This window comes from Thioalkalivibrio sp. ALMg13-2, assembly GCF_000381185.1.
Lineage (GTDB): Bacteria > Pseudomonadota > Gammaproteobacteria > Ectothiorhodospirales > Ectothiorhodospiraceae > Thioalkalivibrio > Thioalkalivibrio versutus.
The window spans coordinates 46045-68847 of sequence record NZ_KB906110.1 but is presented as its reverse complement, the minus strand read 5'-3'; the positions used below and the strand labels follow the sequence as shown (position 1 = coordinate 68847).

Genomic DNA, 22803 nt, shown 5'->3' with positions numbered 1-22803 from the left:
CACTGCAGGCCGCAAGCAGCAGAAGCCCGGGGCCGGCCAGGGCAAGCGGCAGCCGTCGGCGCCAGGTGTCAGAAAAGATCGCGTTCGGCATAGCTGTCGGGGACGCTGAAGAGTGCGGCGCTGAGGGCGTCGGTGGAGATGCCGGCAAGCCGCGTGGTCACGCCGCCCTTTTCGCTGACCTGCAGCGGGATGCCGTCGACGCGCGGCAGCAAGGAGGCACCCATCTGCGAGGCCATCGGCCCGCCGGCCTCAAGGGCGCTCAGGGACAGCTCGTACAGGCGATCCATCAAGGCGCCCAGGGTCGCGAAATCCGCGCTGCCCAGACCCAGGGTATCCGGCTCCGTTACGCAGACCGTGCTTTGCACCTGGCCGTCGATCAGCACCTCGTAATCGTCGCAGACGAAGTCCCCGATTTCGCGTTGTTCGCCGGTGGCGCGGGTGTCGATCTCGGCATCGAAACCTTCCGCCCCGATGCCCAGCTGCTCCTCGAGCTGCTGGCGCACCTCGGGCGGGAGCTGCTCCATTTGCCGGCGCAGGTCGCTGACCATGTCGGTCATGGCGCGCATCTGCTGGTCCATCACCTCGCGAGTCAGCGGGGTGTAGGTCTGTTCCGTGTCGTCCACGACCGTCAGCTGATCGGTTCTGGCGTCGAAGAGCATGTAGCCGGAGGTGCCGCTGATGGATTCGTTGAGCTCCATGCGCACGATGTCGCCGCGCACCAGGATCTGGCTCTCCAGTCCTTCGTCGTCGACGTAGTGCAGCAGGGCATCGGCCTGGGCGGTGGAGCCGATGGCCAGCAATCCGCCGACAGCAATGGGCGTGAGGGTGCGGCGGATTCGGTCGAGCGCACCGGGGCGGTGATGATGCATGGGGGCTCCTGCGGTTTCCTGGTCGGGTTCCGGGCTCGAGGGCGAGCGTGCCAGTTCCTGTGTCTCGAAGTTGACGGAGTATCCGGGGTCTGTCTATCGCTGATTGTACGCGGTCGCTCAGCTTGCGACGGGTTGCAGCAATTGGCGGGCGAGCGCGTCCGGATCCAGCGGTGCCTCCGGGGCCACCTCGATGCGGCCCTCCTCGGGGGCGGGCCATTCCTGCTGCGGCTGTTGCTGTTCCATCACCTCGACGCCGGCATCTGAGGCATCACGGCCCGCACGGGTGCGGGCCTCGAGTCGTTCGCGCAGCACTTCGTCCCGGGCGCGACAGGCAACCACCGCAAAGCCGGCCGCCTGCTCCAGTGCCAGACGCTGGAACGGGGCGCGCTGGTCCTGGGTCAGGAAGGTGGCGTCGACCACCACGGTCAGGCCGAGCGCTAGCAGGCGTTGGGCGCGCTCGCGCAGATGGCCGTAGATCTGGGCCCGGGCGTCGGCACTGTAGGAGACGGCGTCGGACAGGCGTTTGCGTTCGATATCCGAGCGCAGGCGCACGGCGCCCAGGGCTTCGATGATCTGTGTGCTGATCACGGTCTTGCCGCTGCCGGAGACGCCATGCATCAGGATCAGGCGGGGGGATCCAGGTTCGGTCAGGCGCTCCGCGAGCGCTAGATAGCGGCCCATCTCCGCCTGGTGGGCCGCCTGTTCGTCGGAAGGGAGCTGCGCCTCGGCCCCGTGAATGCCCTGGACCTTGGCCCGGATCAGCGCACGGTAGACCTGGTACAACGGCAGGAGCGCGAGACCGTCGAAGTCTTCGCGCCCGTCCAGGTAGGCATTGAGTAGCCGCCAGGCGTGGGCGCGCGACTGACGGGCCAGAAGATCCATGGTGGTAAAGGCGATCTCGGAGATCACGTCGATCCAGCGCAGGGCGGGGTCAAACTCGATCGCGTCAAAGGCGACCGGCACTTCCTCGCCGTTCTCGTCATCGACATAAACCAGGTTGCCCAGGTGCAGGTCGCCATGGCCATGGCGCACGAAGCCCTCGTCATGCCGAGCTTCAAGTGTAGCCTTCAATCGACTGATTTCCGATCGCGTCCACTGTTCCAGCCGTTCCAGGCGTGCCCGGTCCGACGCACCACGAACGGTCTCGTTCAGGGCCGGAAAGTTGTCCAGCATCGGTTGGGTGGCGGCCTCTGCGGTGCCGTACTCGGACTGCGCATCGGTGCGTTCGGTGCGTTCGTGGAAGGCGGCGATGTAGTGCCCCAGTGCATCCATGGCGGCGGCGGGCAGTTGGCCCTTGTCCAGAAGGTGGTCCAGCTGCCGTTTGCGGTCGAACCGGCGCATATGCACGGCGTAGTCGAGGATGGGGCCCTCGCCGTTGATGACGGGGTGGGCATCGTCGCCATTGAGGGTGGCAACCTCCAGGTAGATCTGGGGTGCCAGACGGCGATTGACCTCCAGCTCGGTCTCGCAGTAGTGCTGGCGAGCATCGAGGGTGGAAAAGTCGAGGAAACCGAGGTTCAGCGGCTTCTTGAACTTGTAGGCGTCCTCACCCGCGAGGATGACCGTGGAGATGTGGGTTTCGATGGTGCGCACGGTGTTGGCATCCGGCACCGGGGCGGGAAATCCGCGGTCCGCGACCAGTTGGTGCAGGCGCTTGTGGTGCTGTTCCAGTTCGGTCATCGGGGCTCCGCAGTAGGCCATGGGGGTGTTGGGCATCGGGAGCCGGGTCTTTTTCCCGGAATCGCCGGCCATGCACCCGTTTTCGCTTACGCATCAGGTTACCATTGCTGCCGTTTCGGTCACCTCGCCCATCACACGCCATGCCGCGAAAAGCCACTACACGTTCCCGCAAGCGAAGCGCGCCCCGAAGGGGCCGACTCCGGCGCCTGTTCGGTGCGGGCAGCTGGACCCTGGCGGGGCTGCTGCTCGCCGGCCTTACGGTGGGTGGCATCTATGTGCATCAACTGGACCGCGAGATTCGTGAACGGTTCGAGGGGCAGCGTTGGGCGCTGCCGGCGCGGGTGTATGCGCGGCCCCTGGAGCTCTATGCGGGGCGGCCGTTGACCACGGATGCGCTGGAGACCGAGCTGCGCACCCTGAATTATCGCCAGACCCCGGATGGCGCCGGGCCCGGCGAGTTCCGCATCGAAGGCAGTAGCGCGCGCCTGACCACCCGGCCGTTCACCTTTGGCGACGGTCGGGAGCCGGCGCATTCGGTGCGGGTGCGCCTGTCCGAGGGCCGCGTGGAGTCGGTCGCCGAGCAGTCCAGTGGGCGCAATGTGGACCTGATGCGAGTGGAGCCGCTGCTGATCGGGAGTATCTATCCGACCCACGGGGAGGACCGTATCCTGGTCGATATCGACGAGGTCCCGCGCGAGCTGATCGGGGCCTTGCTGGCGATCGAGGACCGCCGCTTCATGTCCCATCGGGGGGTGGACCCGGTCGGCATCGGGCGGGCCGCGGTCGCGAACCTGCGGGCCGGACGCACGGTGCAGGGTGGCAGCACCCTGACCCAGCAGCTGGTGAAGAATTTCTACCTGACCCGTGACCAGACGCTGACCCGCAAGCTGAACGAAGCGGTGATGGCTCTGCTGCTGGAGCACCGGTATGACAAGCGGGAGATCCTCGAGGCCTACCTGAACGAGGTCTTCCTGGGGCAGACCGGTGAGCGGGCGATCCACGGCTTCGGTCAGGCTGCGCAGTTCTACTATCAGCGCCCGTTGAACGAGTTGCGGCTGGACCAGCTGGCGCTGCTCGTGGGGCTGGCGCGCGGGGCCAGTTACTACGACCCCCGACGTTATCCGCAGCGTGCCACGCAACGCCGGGACCGGGTGCTGGAGGCGATGGCCGAGACCGGGCTGGCCGAACGCGACCGGGTGGACCGGGCGCTGGCGACGGCGCTGGATGTTTCCCCGGTCATGCCGGAAGGACGCAGCCGCTTTCCGGCGTTCCTGGATCTGGTGCGCCGGGAGCTGCGTACGGATTACGCGGACGAGGACCTGCGCAGCGAGGGCCTGCGGATCTTCACCACCATGGACCCGGTCGTCCAGATGCGCCTCGAGGAACGGCTGGTACGCGGCGTGGACGACCTGGTCCGGCGTCGCGGGGGCGGGACCGTCCTGGACGATTTGCAGGCCGCGGCCGTCGTGACCGACCCGCAGGCTGGGGAGGTGCTGGCGGTGGTCGGGGATCGGAACCCGCGTTATCCCGGCTATAACCGGGCGGTGGAGGCCCAGCGGCAGGTCGGTTCGGTGATCAAGCCGTTCGTGTACCTCGCGGCCCTGACCAACCCGAACCGATACACCCTGGCGACGCTCCTCGACGACAGCCCGCTGACCCTGCAGCTGCCGCATGGCGAGCCCTGGACACCGCGCAACTTCGACCGCGAACACCGGGGGCCGGTGACCGCGTGGGAGGCCCTGGTGCAGTCCTACAACATCGCTACGGTGCGTCTGGCCGAAGATATTGGGATCTCGCAAGTGGTCAGCTTGCTGCAGACGCTGGGTCTGCAGCGCACGCCGGCCCCGTTGCCGTCGCTGGCGCTGGGTGCGATCGAGCTCTCGCCACTGGAGGTGGCCGGGCTCTATCAGGCCCTGGCGAACGGTGGCTATGCGACCGAAACCCGGGTGATCCGCGACGTGCTGGATCAGGACGACGAGATGCTCTCGCACTACGGGCTGTCCCTGCAGGGCGCGGTGTCGGATGGTGCGGTGCGTTTGCTGACCCACGCGCTGCATGACGTGACCCGGGAAGGTACTGGGAGCCGGATCAATGCGCGCCTGAACGGTGAGGTCGTGGCCGGGAAGACCGGGACCACCAACAACTTTCGCGACAGCTGGTTTGCGGGTTTTGATGATCGCCACGTGGCGGTGGTCTGGCTGGGTATGGACGATAACCGTCCTACCGGTCTGACCGGTGGCGTGTCCGCCGCGCCGGTGTGGGCGGAGATCATGGCGGGGATCGGGGTGCAATCCCTGCGCCTGGAGGGCCACCCCGGCATCGACTATCAGGGGGTCGATCTTGCCTCCGGGTTGCGTGTGGAAAGCGATGACCACGCCTGCGAGTCGGTGAAGAGGCTGCCGTTCTGGCAGAATTCGAGCCCCGAGACACGCGCCGAGTGTGATCTGCGCAGTGATTCCAGCCCGCAAGGCTGGTTCGAGAGGCTATTCCGGTGAAGATGTTCAGTACCGCACGATCCCCGTTTCGCGTCGCGCTGCCCGCCGGTTCGGCATGGCGCCCGGCGCAGTGGCTGGGTGCTGTTGCGCTGGCCGCGCTGCTCGCCGCCTGTGCGACGCCGGCGCCCCGGGATGCGAGTGCCCCGGTGCCCGACGACGGGGATATCACCGGCGAGGATGCAGCGCCCAGCGAAGATCGGGCCGAACCCCGTGAGCCGGAACGCGCGGCGACACCCGCCGCGGCCCTGAACCTGGCCCAGCAGGCCGAGTCCGCGCGCCAGGCCGGGGACACCGCGCGCGCGGAGCAGCGTCTGGAGCGCGCCTTGCGGATTGCGCCGCGGGATGCCGGGCTGTGGCACCAGATGGCCGCGCTGCGCATGGAACAGGGGCGCTATCAGCAGGCCGAGCGGCTGGCCGGTCGTTCGTTGCAGATGGTGGACGGTGCGGACCGCGAACTGGCCCTGCAGAATTGGCGACTGATCCTGAAGGCCCGCGAAGCGCAGGGCGACGCGGCCGGGGCCGACGAGGCCCGCGAGGCGATCCGCCGCCTGGAAGCCGACATTGTCTGACTCGTCGAACGCGGTAACGGTGGAGTCGGCGGCGGTACGGGCCCTGAGCCCGGGCGGGGACCTGGCCACTGCGGTCGCAGGCTTCCGTCCGCGCGAGCCGCAGCAACGCATGGCCGTGGCGGTCGAAGAGGCGCTGGCGACTGCGCCCACCGCCCTGCTGGTCGAGGCGGCGACCGGCGTCGGCAAGACCTTCGCATATCTCGTGCCGATCCTGCAGTCGCGTCGGCGTGCCCTGATCTCCACCGGAACCAAGACCCTGCAGGATCAGCTCTTCGATCGCGACCTGCCGGTGGTCTGCGAGGCCCTGGGATACCGCCCGCGGGCTGCGCTGCTGAAGGGCCGCGCCAACTATCTGTGCCACTACCGCCTGGAACTGGCCGCGGCCGAGGCCGGGGGTGCGACCGGCAGCCCCGTGCGCCGCGAGCAGTTGCCGGTCATCGAGGCCCTGCAGCGGTTTGCGCGTACAAGCCCTACCGGCGACCTGGGGCAGGCCGGGATCCTCGCGGAGGACTCCAGGTTGTGGCCGCAGGTCACCTCGACCGTGGACAACTGCCTGGGAGGGGAATGCCCGAGCTACAACGACTGCTTCGTGGTGCAGGCCCGCAAACGGGCACAGGAGGCCGACGTGGTGGTGGTCAATCATCACCTGCTGCTCGCGGATATGGCCCTGAAAGAAGAGGGCTTCGGCGAACTCCTGCCGGAGGTCGACGCGGTGATTGTCGACGAGGCTCATCAGCTGCCGGATATCGCCGGGTCGTTTTTTGGCATTGCGGTCGGCACGCGCGCGTTGCGCGAACTGGCACGGGACACCCGGCGCGAGCAGGAACAGCATGCCCCGGAGATGCTGGATATCCGCCAGCGCATCGCGGAGCTGGAGGCGAGTGTGGCCGAGCTGCTGGATGCCTCGCGCACCTGGGAGGGCCGCTCCAGCTGGGATACGGTCAGTCCCGGCGGCGAGCTCGATCCGTTGCTGGATCGGCTGGATACGAATCTCGGTTTTGTCGGCGACGCGCTGGAGGCCGCGGCCGCACGGGCACCAGGCCTGGAGCAGCTGCGCGGGCGCAGCGCCCTGTTGCTGGAACGCCTGCGCGACTGGCGCGAGGAGACCCCGGACACGGTGGCCTGGGCGGAGCGTTTCAGCCAGAGCCTGATCCTGCACCGGACACCGCTGGATGCGGCACGGCCGCTGGCACAGCGGCGCGCCGCGCGGCCGGCGGCGTGGATTTTTACCTCGGCCACCCTGGCGGTGGGCGAGGACTTCGGCCATGCGGCGCGCCGACTCGGCCTGCCGGCCGATGTCGTAAGCGAACGCCTGGACAGCCCGTTCGATTTCCCCAATCAGGCCTGCCTGGTCCACCCACAGCCGCCGCTGCCCAATCCGAACGACCCGGGCTATACCCGTACCTGCATCGCCTGGGCCTGGCCGCTGCTGCGCGACAACCCGGGCGGCGGATTCTTCCTGTTTACCAGCCATCGCGCATTGCAGGAAGCGGCGGCGATCCTGCGTGCAGAGTTGCCGGCTGATCGCGAACTGCTGGTGCAGGGCGAGCAGCCGCGGGGCGACCTGCTGGCGCGTTTTCGCGAGTCGGGCAATGCGTGGCTGCTGGGGGCGCACAGTTTCTGGGAAGGCGTCGACATCCGCGGCGAGGCACTGTCGGTGGTGATCATTGATCGTTTGCCGTTTGCCGCGCCCAATGACCCGGTGCTGCAGGCGCGCGCGTCCGCGCTGGAGGCGGAGGGGCGTTCCCCGTTCATGGAATTCACCCTGCCGCAGGCCGTGCTGGCGCTGAAACAGGGCGCGGGGCGGCTGATTCGGGACGCCGAGGATGCGGGCATCCTCGCCTTGTGTGATCCGCGGCTAACCGGGAAATCCTACGGCCGGCGCTTTCTGGCCAGCCTGCCGGCGTTTCACCGTACGCGGGAGCCGGCCGCCGCGCTGCGTTTTCTCGAGCAGGCCCGGGGACGCAACACATGCGCTTGATCGCACTGGAGACCGCTTCCGAACAGTGTTCGGCAGCCCTTTATCTTGATGGCGAGATCCATTGTGTGCGCGAGCGCGCGGCGCGCCGGCATGGCGAGCTGATCCTGGGGCAGATCGAGCAATTGCTGCGCGAGGCGGACGTGCCGCGCAGCAGTCTGGATGGCGTGGCCGTCGGACGGGGGCCGGGGGCGTTTACCGGTGTACGCCTGGGGCTGGGCGTGGCGCAAGGGATTGCCTTCGCCCTGGACCGTCCGGTGGTTCCGGTCTCCACGTTGCAGGCGCTGGCCCAACAGGCGCTGCGCGATGATCGCCGGCCGGCGGCCGTGCTTGCGGCGCTGGATGCTCGCATGGGGGAGGTGTACTGGAGCCTTTGTCCGGTTCAGGGCGAGCGCGTGGGCCTTGGGCCGGAGCAGGTGGCCGCACCGGAGAGCCTGGTCGTGGCCTGGCCGGTGGGCGAGCGCTATGGTCTGGGGTCGGCCTTCGCCACCTTCCCCGATCTGGCCGCCGCGCAGGGGCTGGCGAGCGAGGCGGTGGACGCCGACGCGTTGCCCGATGCGCAAGAGGTTGCGCTGCTGGCAGTGGATGCCTGGGAGCGTGGCGAGGCGGTGGCGCCTGAAGACGCGCAGCCGGTCTATGTGCGTGACGATGTTGCCCGGCCGGCATCCCCCCGATGAGTCAGGAGCCCGAGATGAACGCGACACCCTACCCCTGGCACCCGCCCCTGACCGCGATGATCAAGGCATGCCCGGAAGATTTCCGGGTTGAGGAATTGCCGGCAACGACGCCCGAAGATGAGGGGGAACATGTCTGGCTGGAGATCGAGAAGCGCCTGCTGAACAGCGAGGACGTGGCGGTCTGGTTGGCGCGCGAGTCGGGTGCAGGCCGGGGCAAGGTCAGCTACGCCGGGCGCAAGGACCGCCAGGCGGTGACGCGCCAGTGGTTCAGCGTGCAATGCCCGCCGGAGTCCGAGCCGGATTGGACGGCCCGGGCCGAGGCCTGGAATGCCGCCCAGGAAGGCGGGGAGGCGGCGGGCCGGATGCGGGTGCTGCAGATCGCCCGCCATGCGCGCAAGTTGCGTACTGGGCACCTGGCGGGCAATCGCTTCGAGATCCGTCTGGGTGATGTGCAGGGCGATCGCGCGGCCGCGGAACAGATCCTCGAGGCGATCCGTAGCGGGGGGATTCCCAACTACTTCGGGGCGCAACGCTTTGGCCGCGACAACCTGGCCAAGGCGCGCGCCTGGCTGGGGGGCGGTCGCGCGCCGCGCAGCCGCAACCAGCGCAGTCTGCTCTTGTCCGCCGCCCGTTCCGCGATCTTCAACGCGGTACTGGCCGAGCGGGTCCGCCGCGGCGACTGGGACCGGTTGCTGCCGGGCGACGTGGCCAATCTCGAAGGCTCGGGCAGCGTGTTTCCGGTGGCGGAGGTGGATGCCGAGCTGGAGGCGCGCGCTGCCCGGCTGGATCTTCATCCGACGGGGCCGCTGTGGGGCAAGGGTGCGATGCAGACGGAAGGCGAGGTTGAGGCACTGGAGACAGCGATGGCCGCTGGCGAGCCGGCGTTGGCGGAAGGACTGGCCAAGGCGGACGTGAAGGCGGCGCGGCGCGCGCTGCGCATGGTGCCAGGCGCCGTGGAGTGGCGCTGGGAGGGGCATGACCTGTGGCTGACGCTGGAGCTGGGGGCCGGGGAGTATGCGACCGGTGTGCTTGAGGCGATCTGCGTCCCGCGGGCGGCGGATCGCGCCTGAGTCGGCGTCAGGCGGAGTTCTTGAGCTTGCGTTCGGCGCGTTCGGCGCGCTGCTCGGCTTCCACGCGGTCGGTGATGTCTTTCTGGATACCGATGTAGTAGGTGAGTCGGTCTTCGTCGTTGAACACCGGGGTCAGCGACAGCTCGTTCCAGAACAGGCTGCCGTCCTTGCGGTAGTTGCGCAGGGTCACACGGCAGGGCCGGTTTTCGTCGATGGCCGCACGAATCTCCTGGCGCACGCCCTGGTCGGTATCCTCCCCCTGCAGGAAGCGGCAGTCGCGGTAGAGGATCTCCTCGGAGCGATAGCCGGTCAGTTCCTCGAAGGCACGATTCACGTAGATCAGGATATTGTCGTCGCCCTCGCGCTCGGCGATCACGATGCCGTCATTGGAGGCATCCACGGCGAGGGCAAGCAGTTCGGCATCTATGGTTCGCGTCATATATGGCGTTTCGGTCGGGTCTGGGGGTCGTGCGCGCGGAGGGGCGTTTTGCTCGCGCCCCTCTCGGCTTTCATGGCACGAAAATAGCACGTTCCGGTGCGGTTGTGCTCAAGGATGGAGGCTGTGGTGGGCGCCCCGGCATGGTCCCGGCCACAAAAAAGGCCGCCCGGGGGCGGCCTCTTCCGATGGGCCCGGGACTCGGGCCCGATGGTCCCGGAATGCCTACATTTCCTGGGTCACGGTGAAGGCGCCGCGCACGTCACCCTCGCGGAAGCCGGTCGCCTGGTCGTCGGGGTAGAGACGTTCCAGCGCGTGCTTGACGTCGCCACTGACGTCGGAGCCGTGGCAGGTCAGGCAGGCGCCGCCGGTCGGGATGGCCGCCATGAAGCGGAATTTCGGGTCACCATCATCGGATTCGACCACGCCAAAGCGCGGCGGCAGATCCGTGGCTGGAGTGCCAGCCGCATGCTGGGCCTCGAAACCCTGCAGGGTCAGGCGTTCCCAGCGGTCGGGGGCGTTGTCCTGGTTGCGCAGCTTCAGGCTGGTTCTCCCGATCTCGATGCCGGTTTCCGCCGAGATGTCACGCGCAATGGCGGGGGCGCGCTCGTTGCACACCTGGATCGCCTCGGTGGGGCCGCCGGACTGCATGGCGGACATCAGTTCGCCCTGGAGCGTGCTGGCAAATTTCTGAATGGCGTCACGATTGGCAGCGATGCGCTCTTGCAGGTCGTCCTGAGAGAGCTGCGGCATGCTGTCTGCGCCCGCTTGGCCGCTGGCGGCAGAGAAGGCGATCAGGCCGAGGGCCAGGGGGGCAAGCTTCCAGTTCTTCATGGCAAATACCTCGTAGTGCAGAGTCCGTTGCGTCCTGTGTCTGTACAAGACCTGTACAAAGCATGGACCGATCGTGGATAAAGTGCAAGGTCGGTGTTCACCAAATGATAGATGAATCCGGGTCAGGATTCCGGGGTCCGCCTTGCGGGTCTGGATCCAGTCTAAGCATCCAAATCGCAAAATGCGAATATATCGAAAGGCGTATGTGAGGGCGCCGTTTGTCGCGTGGAAGATGGTCTCTGGATGCGGGTTTCAGCGGCCGGGATCCGGGCTCCGGGAGCGCTTGAGGAGGACATAGACGGCACCGGTGCCGCCGTCGGTCGGCCGCGCGGAGCAGAACGCAAGGACATCGTCGCGCTGGCGCAGCCAGTGGTCGGTCAGCCCTTTGAGTACCGGGCCCTTGTGGCGTGAGCGCAGGCCCTTGCCGTGCACGATGCGTACGCACAGCGCGCCGCCCCGGCGGGCATCGTCAAGGAACAGGCCAATGGCGCGGCGCGCCTCGTCGGCGAACAGGCCGTGCAGGTCGATCTCGTCCTGTACGCGGTAGTGTCCGCCCCGCAGCTTGCGGAAGACGCGCGGGCTGATGCCGGGGCGGGCAAAGCGGAGTTCATCGCCCGGTTGCAGATCGGCGGCGTTAAGCGGATCGCTGAGCCAGTCGGCATGAGCGCGCGCCTCGTCGGCCTCTCGCTGGCGTGCCCGGGCTGCGGGAGGCGGGGGACGGACATCGGCCTGATCACTGTGCAGCCGTCGCACGTTGCCAACGGCCTGCAGGAATTCGTCGAAATCGTTGGGATCATCCCCGGAGTTCATGGCAGGATACTCGCACTTTTCGGGGGGCGGGCGCGATCGAGTCGATTCGAGAGCGTCTCCCTGGACGGTTTCCAGTATATTGAACGCCCTCCCAACGGCCCTGTTCCTGCATGCGCATTCTGGTTAGCAACGACGATGGAATTCACGCCCCGGGCATCCAGTGCCTGGCGACGCATCTGCGGCGGATTGCCGAGGTGCACGTGGTGGCCCCGGACCGGGATCGCAGCGGTGCCAGCAACAGCCTGACGCTGGTGCGGCCGCTGCGGGCGCGTCACCTCCAGAGCGGTGATGTACAGGTCGACGGGACCCCGACGGACTGCGTGCACCTGGCGATCACGGGGTTGTTGCAGCAGGAGCCGGATGTGGTCATCTCCGGCATCAATGCCGGTGCGAACATGGGCGACGACGTGCTGTATTCCGGCACGGTGGCAGCTGCGATGGAAGGACGCTTTCTGGGGCTTCCGTCGATTGCGGTGTCGCTGGTGGGTCCGGATCTGCAGCACTACGACGCTGCGGCAAGCGTAGTGGTTGAATTGCTGGACCGCATCAACCGCGTGCCGCTGCCGGCGGCCACCATCCTGAATGTGAATGTGCCCGATCTGCCGCGCTCTGAGATCCGTGGTGTGCAGGCCACGCGCCTGGGGCATCGCCATCGGGCGGAGCCGATGATCGCGGACGAGGACCCCCGCGGGCGCCCGATCTACTGGGTCGGGCCGGCCGGGTCGGAACAGGATGCCGGCCCGGGTACCGACTTCCACGCGGTGCGCGAGGGCTACGTCTCGGTGACGCCGATCCAGGTGGACCTCACGCGCTTTGACGCCATCGACACGGTGGGACGCTGGCTGGACGACTCGCTCCCGGAGGCTGGACATGGTTCCTGACGCCACCGGCGCCGGTTTGACCTCGCAGCGTGCCCGTGACCGACTGGTCCGGTTGCTGGAGGGGCAGGGCATCCGCGACCCGCGAGTACTGGAGGCGATCCGTTCGATTCCGCGCCACCTGTTTGTTGAGGAGGCGCTGAGCCATCGCGCCTACGAAAACACGGCGTTGCCGATCGGACATCGCCAGACCATCTCCCAGCCCTTTATCGTCGCGCGCATGACCGAGGCACTGCTCGAGGGCGAGCGCCCCCGGACGGTCCTGGAGATCGGGACCGGCTCCGGCTATCAGGCGGCGGTCCTGGCGCAGATCGTGGATCGGGTGTTCTCGGTGGAGCGCATTCAGGCGCTCAGCCGGAACGCCCGTGAACTGTTGAGCCGTCTGGGCATCAACAACGTCAATCTTCGGCACAGTGACGGGGCCGACGGCTGGCCGGACAAGGCGCCGTTCGACGGCATCATCCTGACCGCAGCGCCGAAGGAGGTCCCCGAGGCATTGCTGACCCAGCTGGCGCTGGGCGGGCGCCTGGTCGCGCCGGTGGAAGGCCCGGATGGGCGTCAGCAGCTGGTGCGCTATACCCGGACGGAAGAGGCCTATGTGCGCGATATCCTGGATGCGGTGATGTTCGTGCCGATGCTTCCGGGGGCCGAGCAATGACGGCGGACCGTGCAGGTCGAGGCATTTGTGGCTGAACTGGTCGCGGTGGTACGGCATCGATGAAGCTCTTCGAGCCGCTCTACGACCGGGTGATGGCCTGGTCCCGCCATCGTCATGCGCCGCGTTACCTGGCTGGGCTCTCGTTTGCCGAGTCTTCGTTCTTTCCCATCCCTCCGGACGTGATGCTTGCGCCGATGGCGGCGGCGCAGCCGCGTTCCGCCTGGCGGCTGGCCGCGCTGACCACCCTGTTTTCCGCGCTTGGCGGTTTGCTCGGGTACCTGATCGGGTGGCTGGCGTTCGAGTGGATCGGGCCCTGGCTGCATCAGGTCGGGTACGGCGAGGAGTTAAGCCAGGCCGAGGCCTGGTTTGACACCTGGGGAGTCTGGGTCGTCCTGGTCGCCGGCTTTTCACCGATCCCCTACAAGCTGTTCACCGTGACCGCCGGGGCGCTTTCGATGGCCCTGTTGCCGTTCTTGATCGCGTCGCTGGTGGGGCGCGGGCTGCGTTTCTTCCTGGTCGCGTTGTTCATGGCCTGGGCCGGGCCGCGTGCGGAGCGCCATCTGCGACCGTATATGGAGCGTCTGGGCTGGGCGGCCATTATCCTGCTGGCCGTGGCCATGGCGATCTATCTGGTAATGGACTGACATGCGCCGGCGCCTGGTTCAGGGATTGGTGACGGGGTTGGTGCTGGTCCTGGTTACGAGTGTCCTGGCCGGTTGTGCGGCGCGTGCGCCCAGCGGGGCCTCAATGCCGGACACCCACGTGGTGCAGCGCAACGAGACGCTGTATCGCATTGCCCAGCGCTACGGCTTGGAATGGCGCGATCTGGCCCGACGCAATGCCATCGGTGCCCCTTATGTCATCCATCCCGGTCAGCGCCTGCGGCTGCGAGGTGCGGCGCGCTCGTCGCCGCCCAGCGCGCCACAGGCCTCTTCAGCGCCGAGCACGCGGCAACCATCCTCGGGCGCCTCTGGCCGCGACAGCGGTGGCGGAACCTCGTCCGGCTCTACCTCAAGCTCGTCGACTTCGAGTCCGCCGCCCTCCGATCCGGGTGGCTGGCAATGGCCAGCGGCGGGCGAGGTGCTGCGCGGATTCTCCAGCAGCGGCACGCGCCGAGGGCTTGCGATCGGCGGCGAACGGGGGGATCACGTACGGGCAACGCGGGCCGGGGAAGTGGTCTATGCAGGTGGAGGCCTGGTGGGGTATGGTCGATTGATCATCCTCAAGCACGACGCGCGGTTCCTCAGTGCCTACGGGCACAACGATGAATTGCTGGTGAGCGAGGGTGACCAGGTGCAGGCGGGCGACACCATCGCGCGTCTGGGGTCATCGGGGGCCGAGCGCCCGATGTTGCACTTCGAGATCCGGGTGGACGGGACGCCGGTAGACCCGGCGCGATACCTCCCGGACCGCTGACTCGATCGAGAGCAGGACACTACATGGCCAAGACCCGGCAACCGGCCGCTCCGGAACTGCACAACGACAACCAGACCCACGATCCGGATCCGGAGGAGGCGACCCAGGTGCCCGAGGATCTGGCCCATCCGGTCGAAAAGATCGAGGAATCCGAAGATCCGGAAGACGTCTCGGAGGCGGTGCTACCCGACGTCACCGCCGGCTTGAAACCGGAAGAAGGCGCTCCGGTCCGGCCGAAAACCCTGCGCGACGCCCGTCCCGCGGAACTGGATGCGATCCAGATCTACCTGCGCGATATCGAATACCGCCCGCTGCTGACCCCCGAGGAAGAGCGCAAGTACGCGCGTCTGGCGCGCGAGGGAGATGAGAGTGGCCGCCGGCGCATGATCGAGTGCAATCTTCGGTTGGTGGTCAAGATCGCCCGTCGCTACCTGAACCGGGGTCTGCCGCTGCTTGACCTGATCGAGGAGGGCAATCTCGGCCTCATGCACTCGGTGGAAAAATTCGACCCGGAGCGCGGCTTTCGTTTTTCCACCTACGCCACCTGGTGGATCCGCCAGACCATCGAACGGGCCCTGATGAATCAGGGGCGGACCATCCGCATTCCGGTGCATGTGAGCAAGGAGTTGCGCATGCACGCGCGGATTGCGCGCAACCTGACGCAGGAACTGGGCCGCGACCCCACCGAGGAAGAGCTGGCGGAGCGCCTGGGCCGGCCGGTGGCGGAGATCCAGAAGCTGCGCGCGATGTCCGAACCCTCCACCTCGATGGATTTGCCGTCGGGCCCGGACGGCGATCGCTCGCTGGCCGATATCCTTGCCGACGTGAATGCGCCCGAGCCCTCCACTTTGCTGGAGGATCAGGATCTTCATCATCTGGTGGATGCCTGGCTGGAAGAACTGGACTACAAACAGCGCGAGGTGCTGGTGCGCCGGTTCGGGCTGCACGGTTTCGAGCGCTCGACCCTGGAGCAGGTCGGGGCGGAGATCGGCGTGACCCGGGAGCGGGTGCGGCAGATTCAGATGGATGCGCTGAAGCGGCTGCGGAAGCTGCTGGAGTCGCGTGGAATGAAGGGTGACGAGGTCCTGCCGAGTTCCTGAGAGGGTTGCCGGGGCGGGTCGCTTATCCGTTGATGATCAGGGCAGCGGCGACGTCGCGGCCCTCGGCCATGATCAGGTTGTACGTGCGGCAGGCGGCCGCGGTGTCCATGATCTCCACCCCCAGGCCCTGCGAGCGCAGATGACGCCAGACCGCGCGGTCCGGGAATTGCTGGACCGTACCGGTGCCGATTAGCAGGACCTCGGGCGGCGCGTCCAGTATTGCTTGCAGGTGATCCACGCCCAGTTGTTCGACCGAGTCGACTGGCCAGTCGGTGCGCAGTTCGTGCGGGCGCACGATCAGGCTGCGGCTGTGCGCAATCTGGTTGATTCCGACGCGCCCCGACTCATAGCCGGTCACGATGTAGGAGTCTTCGCTGGTGACTTCGGAAAACAGCATCCCTTTACGCTACTCCGAGCCCGCGAAAGGCTCAAGATTCCATCCCCGTCCGGCGGGGTGTCCGAACCTCGGTTCGTTGACAGCCGGGGGCCCGGGTTATACTTTGGCGCGCTTTCCGGTGCGGCATCCGGAGGGGCCGTTTTGGCCCTGCAAAGCGATCCCCAAGGCCCCAACCAGGACCCAGAATCCGTGACCGACGTCTTTCCCCGTATCGAGCGCCTCCCGCCCTACGTCTTCAACATCGTGAACCAGTTGAAGGCCGAGGCCCGCGCCCGCGGCGAGGACATCATCGACTTCGGCATGGGCAACCCGGACCAGCCGACGCCGCAGCACATCGTGGACAAGCTGTGCGAGGCGGCGCAACGCGGCGATACCCACCGCTATTCCGTATCCAAGGGCATCCCGCGGCTGCGCCGCGCGATCACGCGCTGGTACAAGACCCGGTTCGACGTCGATCTGGACCCGGAGACCGAGGCGATCGTGACCATTGGTTCCAAGGAAGGCCTGGCGCACCTTGCGCTGGCGACCCTGGGGCCGGGCGATGCGGTGCTGGTGCCGAATCCGGCCTATCCGATTCATCCCTATGGTTGTGTGATTGCCGGCGCGGATGTGCGCCATGTGCCGTTGACGCCGGATGTCGACTTCTTCGCCGAGCTGGAGCGGGCGATCCAGGACTCCTGGCCGAAGCCGAAGATGCTGATCCTCAACTTCCCGGCGAATCCGACCACCCAGTGCGTGGATCGGGAGTTCTTCGAGCGGGTCGTGGCGATCTGCAAGGAACATGGCATCTGGATCGTGCACGACCTGGCCTATGCCGAGATCAGTTTTGACGGCTACAAGGCGCCTTCGATCTTCGAGGTGCCGGGGGCGAAGGACATTGCGGTGGAGTTCTACACCCTGTCCAAGACCTACAACATGCCGGGCTGGCGCGTCGGCTTCATGTGCGGTAACCCGACCCTGGTCGCGGCGCTGGCGCGGATCAAGTCGTACCTCGACTACGGCACCTTCACCCCCATCCAGGTCGCCGCGATCGCTGCGCTGGAAGGCCCGCAGGACTGCGTGGAGGAGATTCGCGAGCTCTACCGGGTGCGCCGTGATGTCCTCTGCGAGGGGCTGAACAAGCTCGGCTGGCAGGTCGAGAAGCCGAAGGCAACCATGTTCGTCTGGGCGCCGATCCCCGAGCCCTACCGCGAGATGGGCTCGCTGGAGTTTGCCAAGAAAATGCTGAGCGACGCCAAGGTGGCGGTCTCGCCGGGGGTGGGTTTCGGTAACTACGGAGACGACCACGTGCGCTTCAGCCTGATCGAGAACGAACAGCGTACGCGTCAGGCCCTGCGCGGGATCAAGGCGATGTTCCGCGCGGACTCCATCCTGGCCGACGCCTCCGAGGAAAATCCGGGTTCGGGCAGCTAGTTCGAGCGCCGCAGACCCTCAACGCAATGAACACGGGGCGCCGCTGGCGCCCGACGTCAAGGACAGCAAGGCTATGACGCCGGTAAAGATCGGAATTCTGGGACTGGGAACCGTCGGCTGCGGGACGATCAACGTGCTCGCGCGCAACGGCACCGAGATCGCCCGCCGCGCGGGTCGCGACATTCAGGTCGTGGCGGCTGCCGCGCGCGACATCCAGCGCGAGCGCGAATGCGATTGCTCGCAGATCCGCCTGACCACCGATCCGGCCGAGGTCGTCAACGATCCGGAGGTCGAGGTTGTCGTCGAACTGATGGGCGGGACGGATCTCGCCCTGAGCCTGGTACTGGCCGCGATTGACGCGGGCAAGCACGTGGTCACCGCCAACAAGGCCCTGATCGCGCTGCATGGCAACGCGATCTTCGAGCGCGCCCAGGAGAAGGGCGTGATGGTGGCCTTCGAGGCGGCAGTCGCCGGTGGCATTCCGATTATCAAGGCGATCCGCGAGGGTCTCGCCGGCAACCAGATCGAGTGGCTGGCCGGGATCATCAACGGTACCGGAAACTTCATCCTCAGCGAGATGCGCGACAAGGGTCGCGACTTCGAGGACGTGCTGGCCGAGGCCCAGGCACTGGGCTACGCCGAGGCCGATCCGACCTTTGACGTGGAGGGGATCGACGCCGCGCACAAACTGGCTATCCTGGCCTCGATCGCCTTCGGCATCCCGCTCCAGTTCGACCGCGTCGCGGTGGAGGGGATCAGCGATATCACCCGCGAGGATGTCGGCTTCGCCGCGGAACTGGGCTATCGCATCAAGCACCTCGGGATCGCCCGGAGGACGCTGAAGGGCTACGAGCTGCGGGTGCATCCGACGCTGATCCCGGAGCGCCGGCTGATCGCGAACGTCGACGGCGTGATGAACGCCGTGCTGGTGCATGCCGACGCCGTCGGCCCGACGCTTTATTACGGCGCCGGGGCCGGGGCCGAGGCGACCGCCTCCGCAGTGGTCGCCGATCTGGTCGACGTTGTGCGCGCCCTGACCACCGATCCGGAGAACCGCGTGCCGCATCTGGCGTTCCAGCCGGATGCCCTGTCGGACAAGCCGGTGCTGGATCTTGCCGAGGTGGAGACCTCCTTCTACCTGCGCCTGCGCACCCAGGACCGCCCCGGCGTACTGGCCGACATTACCCGGATCCTGGGCGAGCACGGCATCAGCATCGAGGCGATCCTGCAGCGCGAGCCGGACCCGGAGCGCGGCGAGGCCACGATCATCATGCTGACGCACAAGGTCCGCGAGGGTGCGATGAACGAGGCGATTGCCGCGATCGAGGCCCTGGATCATCTGTTGACCCCGATTACCCGTATCCGCATGGAAGGACTGGCGCGCTAGTTGGCGCTCTATCCCTTTCGCAACGACGAAGAGAACACCATGGCCTTTGGACATCGCTATACCGGACTGATCGAGCGCTACCGTGACCGCCTGCCGGTACACGACGACACGCGCATCATCTCGCTGGGCGAGGGCAACACGCCCTTGATCCGTCTGAACAACATCCCGCGCGAGCTCACGCGCGAGGTCGAGATCTACGTCAAGTTCGAGGGGCTGAACCCGACCGGGTCGTTCAAGGACCGGGGGATGACCATGGCCGTGACCAAGGCCATCGAGGAGGGCTCGCGGGCGATTGTCTGCGCCTCCACCGGCAACACCTCGGCGGCCGCCGCTGCGTATGCGGCGCGTGCGGGCATTACCGCGTTCGTGGTGATCCCGGACGGCAAGATCGCCCTGGGCAAGCTCGCCCAGGCGATGATGCACGGCGCCACGGTGATCCAGATCGAGGGCAACTTCGACGACGGCATGCGTCTGGTCAAGGAGGTTGCCTCCAATACGCCGGTGACGCTGGTGAACTCGGTGAACCCGTATCGCCTGCAGGGCCAGAAGACGGCCGCCTTCGAGATCGTCGAGGAACTGGGCCGTGCCCCGGACTACCACTGCCTGCCGGTGGGCAACGCGGGGAACATCACCGCGCACTGGATCGGGTACAGCGAGATGGCGGCCAAGAGCAGCGACGACGTGACCGAAGCCTGTTCCTATTGCAAGGGCCACTGCAAGTATGCCGGTGGCGGCATGGTGGGTAACCGTCCGCACATGGTCGGCTATCAGGCGGCGGGATCCGCACCCTTCATGCGGGGGGCGATGGTCGATAACCCGGACACCGTGGCGACCGCGATCCGTATCGGCCATCCGCAGTCCTGGGACATGGCGTGGAAGGTCCGCGAGGAATCCGGCGGTTGGTTCGACGAGTGCCAGGACGACGAGATTCTGGCTGCGCAGAAGCTCCTGGCGGAAAAGGAAGGCGTGTTCTGCGAGCCGGCTTCTGCCGCGTCGCTGGCGGGTGCGCTACGCGACATCCGCGAGGGCAAGATCCAGGAAGGCTCCACTGTGGTGTGCACCCTCACGGGCAACGGCCTGAAGGACCCGGATACGGCCATCGCCCAGAGCGTGATTCAGCCAGCCAAGGTCCCGGCGGAGCTGGACGCGGTCTCCCGCGCGATCCGCGACAACCTGGTTTGAGGCACCCCGCCATCGCGCGTGACGCGATGGCGAAGAGCGAATCTGGGTCGGGTCAGGGCTTGCTGCGCAGGTCCAGGTCGAAGAGGGTGTCGCCGCCGAGGCGGAAGATACGGCAAGGCGGGCGCAACGCCTGATCCAGCGAATCGATCTCCGGCAGGGTTACACCCGGACGCCCAGAGCCGATCAGCATGGGTGCGATGGTCAGGTGCAGCCGGTCCAGAGTGTCGGCCTCGAGAAAGCGCGAGACCGTCTGGCCGCCGCCTTCGACCAGCAGGCGATGCAGGCCCATCTCCGCGAGTTGGCCGCGGATCCTGGCGGGGTCGAAGCGGTCGTCGGCCCCGGTGGGCATCTCCAGGCATTCGACATGCTCGGGCAGGCCGCAGGGTCCATACCCGGCTGCGTGCAGGACAATGGTCCGGACCTCGGCATTGCGAAAGACATGGGCATCAGCGGGAATGCGGCCATCGGGGTCCAGGATCACGCGGACCGGGTTGGGGCCCTCGGTCTTGCGCACGGTCAGGCGAGGGTCGTCGGCCACGACCGTGCCGGCGCCGACGATCACGGCATCGACCAGGGCCCGCAGGCGATGCAGGCGCTCGATATCCTCGGGGCCGGTGACGTAGTGCGACTTGCCGCTCGCGGTGGCAATGCGCCCGTCCAGGCTCTGGCCGAGCTGGGCCACGGTGATGCTGGGGGCCTCGACGATCGGGCCGTAGAGATCCAGCAGCTCGTGGGCACCCGGTGCCAGGGGGCCGGGCAGGGGGCAGCACCCGGGATCGGCCCGCTGTGCCAGCAGCCAGCGCCAGGCCTGCTCCTCGGTTACCGGATAGGCCGTCATGCCGCAATCCCCGGGGTTACGGGACCGCAAGTAGCGAGTTGGGGTAGGCTAACGCCGTCTTCGACCTGCCTGGCCAAGCCGGGAGCCGCCTCCGGGGAATTCGCGGTTTGCGGGCTGGTCATAAACAAAACTCCGTATGGAAGCACCCGATGCACAACGCCGATCGCGGGATCTTTGATCTTCGCCGGGGCCATCCGGTCCTGGTGAGTGGTTCGCAGTCGAGTGTACTCGTTGCGGCCGTCGAGGGGCTGACCCCTGTGTTGCTGGATCGCCTGACCCACATGACCGGGTCCGCGCCTCGACTGATTCTAACCGCGCACCGCGCCTCTGCAATGGGCTGGTCCCAGCCGCTGCAGGAAGGCTGGGAAGGTGTCGCCCTGGAATTCGCTCCGAATACCGATCCCGAGGCCCTGTTTACACTGGCCAGCGCCCCGGAGGCCTCGAACGAGACCACCCACCCGTACGCCGCGATTGGGCAGCCCACGGTGGTTCGTGCGCTTCCCGCAGAGGTCGCGGCCCTGGAGCTTGTGCGTGCGGGGCGTCTGTTGCCGGCGGTGGTGGCCGCGCCGGTCCCCGAGCCGGTGCCGGAGGCCATTCGCACGGCGCTGGCGGACGGCATGTTCCTCGACGTCGACGAGCAGGAGGCGCGCGCGGTGGCCAAGCACCCGCGCCTGGAACTGGCCTATGTCAGCGAGGCCCCGGTGCCGCTGGCGGATGCGCCGGTCACCCGATTCATGCTGTTCCGCGAGGGCAACGGGATCCTGGAGCACGTCGCGGTACTGATAGGGGAGCCCCGTGACTGGCCGGATGCGGTTCCGGTCCGGCTGCACTCGGCCTGTCTGACCGGGGATCTGTTCGGCAGCCTCCGCTGCGACTGCGGTGATCAGCTGCGCCAGGGCGTGAAAACCATCAATGACTCGGGCGGCGGCGTCCTGTTGTATCTCGCGCAGGAGGGTCGTGGTATTGGACTCGCCAACAAGTTGCGCGCCTATACCATGCAGACGGCCGGACTGGATACCATCGATTCCGATTGCCAGCTGGGTTTCGAGGCCGATGGCCGGCGCTACGACGCGGCGGTGGAGATGCTGGAGTTCCTCGGCATCGACAGCGTGCGGCTATTGACCAACAATCCCGGAAAAATGGATGCCCTGCGTGCCGGTGGCATCGACGTGGTGGCACGCGAGCCGGTGCATGGCAAGCTGAATCCGCACAACTTGCGCTACCTCAGCACCAAGGCCGACCGTGGCGGCCACTGGCTCCAGGAGCTGCTGGCCTCGGAGGCCGAGCGCGGCTGACGCACCTCGCTCCCTCTCAGGGCGCGAGATGCATCAGGTCGAACCGCGCGGCGTCGCGGATCGTCGCGGCCAGGGTGCGAGCGTAGTGCTCCACTAATTGCTGTCCCAACTCGGCGGTTGCGCCGCGGGCATCCCCGACGACACCGGTCGGGTGGAGGTCACCCGCCATCCAGGCGAAGGCGGCGCGCCCTTCGGGTTCCAGGACTTCCAGCTTTTCTGCTAGCGCCGCGCCCAGTGAAGGCGCGTCCAGGGCCGATTCCATGCGCACGTGCTCCGGAGCGAGGAACCGCATCATCGCGGTCTCGATCAAGCCGCCGTGCAGGCCGTGGCGAAGCTCGTCGGGCGCGATGCGGGACGCGTCCGGCGGGGGCTGGGTGAAGTAGTGATGCTTGACCACAAGCATGCCGTGGGCGCGGCGCAACTCCAGGGCCGCGAGGTCGCAGATCGCGGTATTGCCGCCATGACTGTTGACGAGCAGCAGGCGCCGCAGGCCGCTGCGGGACACGCTGTCGCCGATGTCCCGCAGGGTGGCCAATGCGGTTTCGGGCTGCAGGCTCAGGGTGCCCGGGAAGCCGGTATGTTCGGTACTGGTGGCGATCGCCACCGGCGGCAGGACCGCGAGCGGAAGGTCCTCCGGAATGGTCTCGCAGGCGGCCTGCAGCAGGCCCAGCCCGATGCGGTAGTCGGTATCCAGCGGCAGGTGGGGGCCGTGTTGTTCGATGGCCGAGAGGGGCAGGATCGCGACCGCATCGCGGGCGGCGAGCGCGGCGATCCCGTCGCTCGTGTGGTGTTGCCACCAGGGGAGGTTGTCGGCGTTCATA

22 protein-coding genes are annotated in these 22803 nt (G+C 67.3%); 14 read left to right on the top strand and 8 right to left on the bottom strand.

Annotation, left to right across the window (positions count from 1 at the left end):
• Positions 1 to 68 precede the first annotated feature (68 nt).
• Together F618_RS0108845 and F618_RS0108840 are read right to left on the bottom strand one after the other, a co-directional pair.
• A complete protein-coding gene (locus F618_RS0108845) occupies positions 69 to 869 on the bottom strand; it encodes a hypothetical protein (RefSeq protein WP_019568345.1) in 801 nt (266 codons plus the stop codon).
• Between the two features lie 117 nt (positions 870 to 986).
• Positions 987 to 2549 (bottom strand): bifunctional aminoglycoside phosphotransferase/ATP-binding protein, encoded by a 1563-nt coding sequence (locus F618_RS0108840; protein ID WP_026331202.1) that lies wholly within the window; start codon positions 2547 to 2549, stop codon positions 987 to 989.
• Positions 2550 to 2689: 140 nt separating this feature from the next.
• Here F618_RS0108840 and mrcB point away from each other — a divergent pair, with 140 nt between their 5' ends.
• The 5 genes from mrcB to truD are packed head-to-tail and all read left to right on the top strand — an operon-like array spanning position 2690 to position 9338.
• Entirely contained in the window at positions 2690 to 5044 is a 2355-nt protein-coding gene (mrcB, locus tag F618_RS0108835) for a penicillin-binding protein 1B (protein WP_155997996.1), read from the top strand.
• Positions 5041 to 5613, top strand: coding sequence for a tetratricopeptide repeat protein (locus F618_RS0108830; protein ID WP_019568342.1), 573 nt, complete (start codon positions 5041 to 5043; stop codon positions 5611 to 5613). Before mrcB ends, F618_RS0108830 begins: the two co-directional genes overlap by 4 nt.
• A 19-nt stretch (positions 5614 to 5632) precedes the next feature.
• Positions 5633 to 7594 carry an ATP-dependent DNA helicase gene (locus F618_RS0108825; RefSeq protein WP_019568341.1) on the top strand — a complete coding sequence of 654 codons (1962 nt, stop codon included), beginning with the start codon at positions 5633 to 5635 and terminating at the stop codon, positions 7592 to 7594.
• Complete coding sequence (gene tsaB, locus F618_RS0108820) at positions 7585 to 8268, top strand: tRNA (adenosine(37)-N6)-threonylcarbamoyltransferase complex dimerization subunit type 1 TsaB (protein ID WP_018169639.1); 684 nt, start codon at positions 7585 to 7587, stop codon at positions 8266 to 8268. Before F618_RS0108825 ends, tsaB begins: the two co-directional genes overlap by 10 nt.
• 14 nt (positions 8269 to 8282) lie before the next feature.
• Positions 8283 to 9338 carry a tRNA pseudouridine(13) synthase TruD gene (gene truD / locus F618_RS0108815; protein WP_019568340.1) on the top strand — a complete coding sequence of 352 codons (1056 nt, stop codon included), beginning with the start codon at positions 8283 to 8285 and terminating at the stop codon, positions 9336 to 9338.
• Between the two features lie 7 nt (positions 9339 to 9345).
• On the opposite strand, the gene F618_RS0108810 is transcribed toward truD, so the two are convergent.
• The 3 genes from F618_RS0108810 to F618_RS0108800 all read right to left on the bottom strand — a co-directional run bounded on the left by F618_RS0108810 (position 9346) and on the right by F618_RS0108800 (position 11418).
• A complete protein-coding gene (locus tag F618_RS0108810) occupies positions 9346 to 9777 on the bottom strand; it encodes a PAS sensor domain-containing protein (RefSeq protein WP_018650214.1) in 432 nt (143 codons plus the stop codon).
• Between the two features lie 222 nt (positions 9778 to 9999).
• Positions 10000 to 10608, bottom strand: a complete 609-nt coding sequence (locus tag F618_RS0108805; RefSeq protein WP_018650213.1) for a DUF3365 domain-containing protein — start codon at positions 10606 to 10608, stop codon at positions 10000 to 10002.
• Between the two features lie 252 nt (positions 10609 to 10860).
• Positions 10861 to 11418, bottom strand: a complete 558-nt coding sequence (locus tag F618_RS0108800) for a Smr/MutS family protein (RefSeq protein WP_018650212.1) — start codon at positions 11416 to 11418, stop codon at positions 10861 to 10863.
• A 110-nt stretch (positions 11419 to 11528) separates the two neighbouring features.
• Between F618_RS0108800 and surE the strand changes: the two genes are divergently transcribed.
• The 5 genes from surE to rpoS are packed head-to-tail and all read left to right on the top strand — an operon-like array spanning position 11529 to position 15470.
• A complete protein-coding gene (gene surE / locus F618_RS0108795) occupies positions 11529 to 12299 on the top strand; it encodes a 5'/3'-nucleotidase SurE (protein WP_018145818.1) in 771 nt (256 codons plus the stop codon).
• Entirely contained in the window at positions 12289 to 12954 is a 666-nt protein-coding gene (locus F618_RS0108790; RefSeq protein ID WP_018169643.1) for a protein-L-isoaspartate(D-aspartate) O-methyltransferase, read from the top strand. The genes surE and F618_RS0108790 overlap by 11 nt, the downstream gene beginning before the upstream one ends.
• Positions 12955 to 13013: 59 nt before the next feature.
• Positions 13014 to 13598 (top strand): YqaA family protein, encoded by a 585-nt coding sequence (locus tag F618_RS0108785; protein ID WP_018145816.1) that lies wholly within the window; start codon positions 13014 to 13016, stop codon positions 13596 to 13598.
• A gap of 1 nt (position 13599) precedes the next feature.
• On the top strand, positions 13600 to 14370 hold the full coding sequence (locus F618_RS0108780) for a peptidoglycan DD-metalloendopeptidase family protein (RefSeq protein WP_019568339.1): 771 nt from the start codon (positions 13600 to 13602) through the stop codon (positions 14368 to 14370).
• 23 nt (positions 14371 to 14393) lie between these two features.
• Positions 14394 to 15470 (top strand): RNA polymerase sigma factor RpoS, encoded by a 1077-nt coding sequence (gene rpoS, locus F618_RS0108775; RefSeq protein ID WP_019568338.1) that lies wholly within the window; start codon positions 14394 to 14396, stop codon positions 15468 to 15470.
• A 22-nt stretch (positions 15471 to 15492) separates the two neighbouring features.
• Here the strand turns inward: rpoS and F618_RS0108770 are convergent, their stop codons facing one another.
• A complete protein-coding gene (locus tag F618_RS0108770) occupies positions 15493 to 15867 on the bottom strand; it encodes an Mth938-like domain-containing protein (protein WP_018145813.1) in 375 nt (124 codons plus the stop codon).
• Positions 15868 to 16056: 189 nt separating this feature from the next.
• On the opposite strand from F618_RS0108770, the gene alaC reads away from it, so the two are divergent.
• From alaC to thrC, 3 genes are all read left to right on the top strand, one after another.
• Entirely contained in the window at positions 16057 to 17280 is a 1224-nt protein-coding gene (gene alaC / locus F618_RS0108765; protein WP_019563739.1) for an alanine transaminase, read from the top strand.
• 73 nt (positions 17281 to 17353) lie between these two features.
• Positions 17354 to 18667 (top strand): homoserine dehydrogenase, encoded by a 1314-nt coding sequence (locus F618_RS0108760; RefSeq protein WP_019568337.1) that lies wholly within the window; start codon positions 17354 to 17356, stop codon positions 18665 to 18667.
• A 39-nt stretch (positions 18668 to 18706) separates the two neighbouring features.
• Positions 18707 to 19849 (top strand): threonine synthase, encoded by a 1143-nt coding sequence (gene thrC / locus F618_RS0108755; protein WP_026289478.1) that lies wholly within the window; start codon positions 18707 to 18709, stop codon positions 19847 to 19849.
• A gap of 52 nt (positions 19850 to 19901) precedes the next feature.
• On the opposite strand, the gene F618_RS0108750 is transcribed toward thrC, so the two are convergent.
• A complete protein-coding gene (locus F618_RS0108750; protein WP_018145809.1) occupies positions 19902 to 20687 on the bottom strand; it encodes a RibD family protein in 786 nt (261 codons plus the stop codon).
• A gap of 149 nt (positions 20688 to 20836) precedes the next feature.
• Between F618_RS0108750 and ribA the strand changes: the two genes are divergently transcribed.
• Positions 20837 to 21982, top strand: a complete 1146-nt coding sequence (ribA, locus tag F618_RS0108745) for a GTP cyclohydrolase II RibA (RefSeq protein ID WP_019568336.1) — start codon at positions 20837 to 20839, stop codon at positions 21980 to 21982.
• 16 nt (positions 21983 to 21998) lie between these two features.
• Here the strand turns inward: ribA and F618_RS0108740 are convergent, their stop codons facing one another.
• A complete protein-coding gene (locus F618_RS0108740) occupies positions 21999 to 22802 on the bottom strand; it encodes a creatininase family protein (protein WP_019568335.1) in 804 nt (267 codons plus the stop codon).
• Between the last annotated feature and the right edge of the window lies 1 nt (position 22803).

Bases quoted from the DNA above. Each gene is read 5' to 3' on its own strand.
- F618_RS0108845 (WP_019568345.1), bottom strand. From the start codon at position 869: ATGCATCATCACCGCCCCGGTGCGCTCGACCGAATCCGCCGCACCCTC.
- F618_RS0108840 (WP_026331202.1), bottom strand. From the start codon at position 2,549: ATGACCGAACTGGAACAGCACCACAAGCGCCTGCACCAACTGGTCGCG.
- mrcB (WP_155997996.1), top strand. From the start codon at position 2,690: ATGCCGCGAAAAGCCACTACACGTTCCCGCAAGCGAAGCGCGCCCCGA.
- tsaB (WP_018169639.1), top strand. From the start codon at position 7,585: ATGCGCTTGATCGCACTGGAGACCGCTTCCGAACAGTGTTCGGCAGCC.
- truD (WP_019568340.1), top strand. From the start codon at position 8,283: ATGAACGCGACACCCTACCCCTGGCACCCGCCCCTGACCGCGATGATC.
- F618_RS0108810 (WP_018650214.1), bottom strand. From the start codon at position 9,777: ATGACGCGAACCATAGATGCCGAACTGCTTGCCCTCGCCGTGGATGCC.
- F618_RS0108805 (WP_018650213.1), bottom strand. From the start codon at position 10,608: ATGAAGAACTGGAAGCTTGCCCCCCTGGCCCTCGGCCTGATCGCCTTC.
- F618_RS0108800 (WP_018650212.1), bottom strand. From the start codon at position 11,418: ATGAACTCCGGGGATGATCCCAACGATTTCGACGAATTCCTGCAGGCC.
- surE (WP_018145818.1), top strand. From the start codon at position 11,529: ATGCGCATTCTGGTTAGCAACGACGATGGAATTCACGCCCCGGGCATC.
- F618_RS0108790 (WP_018169643.1), top strand. From the start codon at position 12,289: ATGGTTCCTGACGCCACCGGCGCCGGTTTGACCTCGCAGCGTGCCCGT.
- F618_RS0108785 (WP_018145816.1), top strand. From the start codon at position 13,014: ATGAAGCTCTTCGAGCCGCTCTACGACCGGGTGATGGCCTGGTCCCGC.
- F618_RS0108780 (WP_019568339.1), top strand. From the start codon at position 13,600: ATGCGCCGGCGCCTGGTTCAGGGATTGGTGACGGGGTTGGTGCTGGTC.
- rpoS (WP_019568338.1), top strand. From the start codon at position 14,394: ATGGCCAAGACCCGGCAACCGGCCGCTCCGGAACTGCACAACGACAAC.
- F618_RS0108770 (WP_018145813.1), bottom strand. From the start codon at position 15,867: ATGCTGTTTTCCGAAGTCACCAGCGAAGACTCCTACATCGTGACCGGC.
- F618_RS0108760 (WP_019568337.1), top strand. From the start codon at position 17,354: ATGACGCCGGTAAAGATCGGAATTCTGGGACTGGGAACCGTCGGCTGC.
- thrC (WP_026289478.1), top strand. From the start codon at position 18,707: ATGGCCTTTGGACATCGCTATACCGGACTGATCGAGCGCTACCGTGAC.
- F618_RS0108750 (WP_018145809.1), bottom strand. From the start codon at position 20,687: ATGACGGCCTATCCGGTAACCGAGGAGCAGGCCTGGCGCTGGCTGCTG.
- ribA (WP_019568336.1), top strand. From the start codon at position 20,837: ATGCACAACGCCGATCGCGGGATCTTTGATCTTCGCCGGGGCCATCCG.
- F618_RS0108740 (WP_019568335.1), bottom strand. From the start codon at position 22,802: ATGAACGCCGACAACCTCCCCTGGTGGCAACACCACACGAGCGACGGG.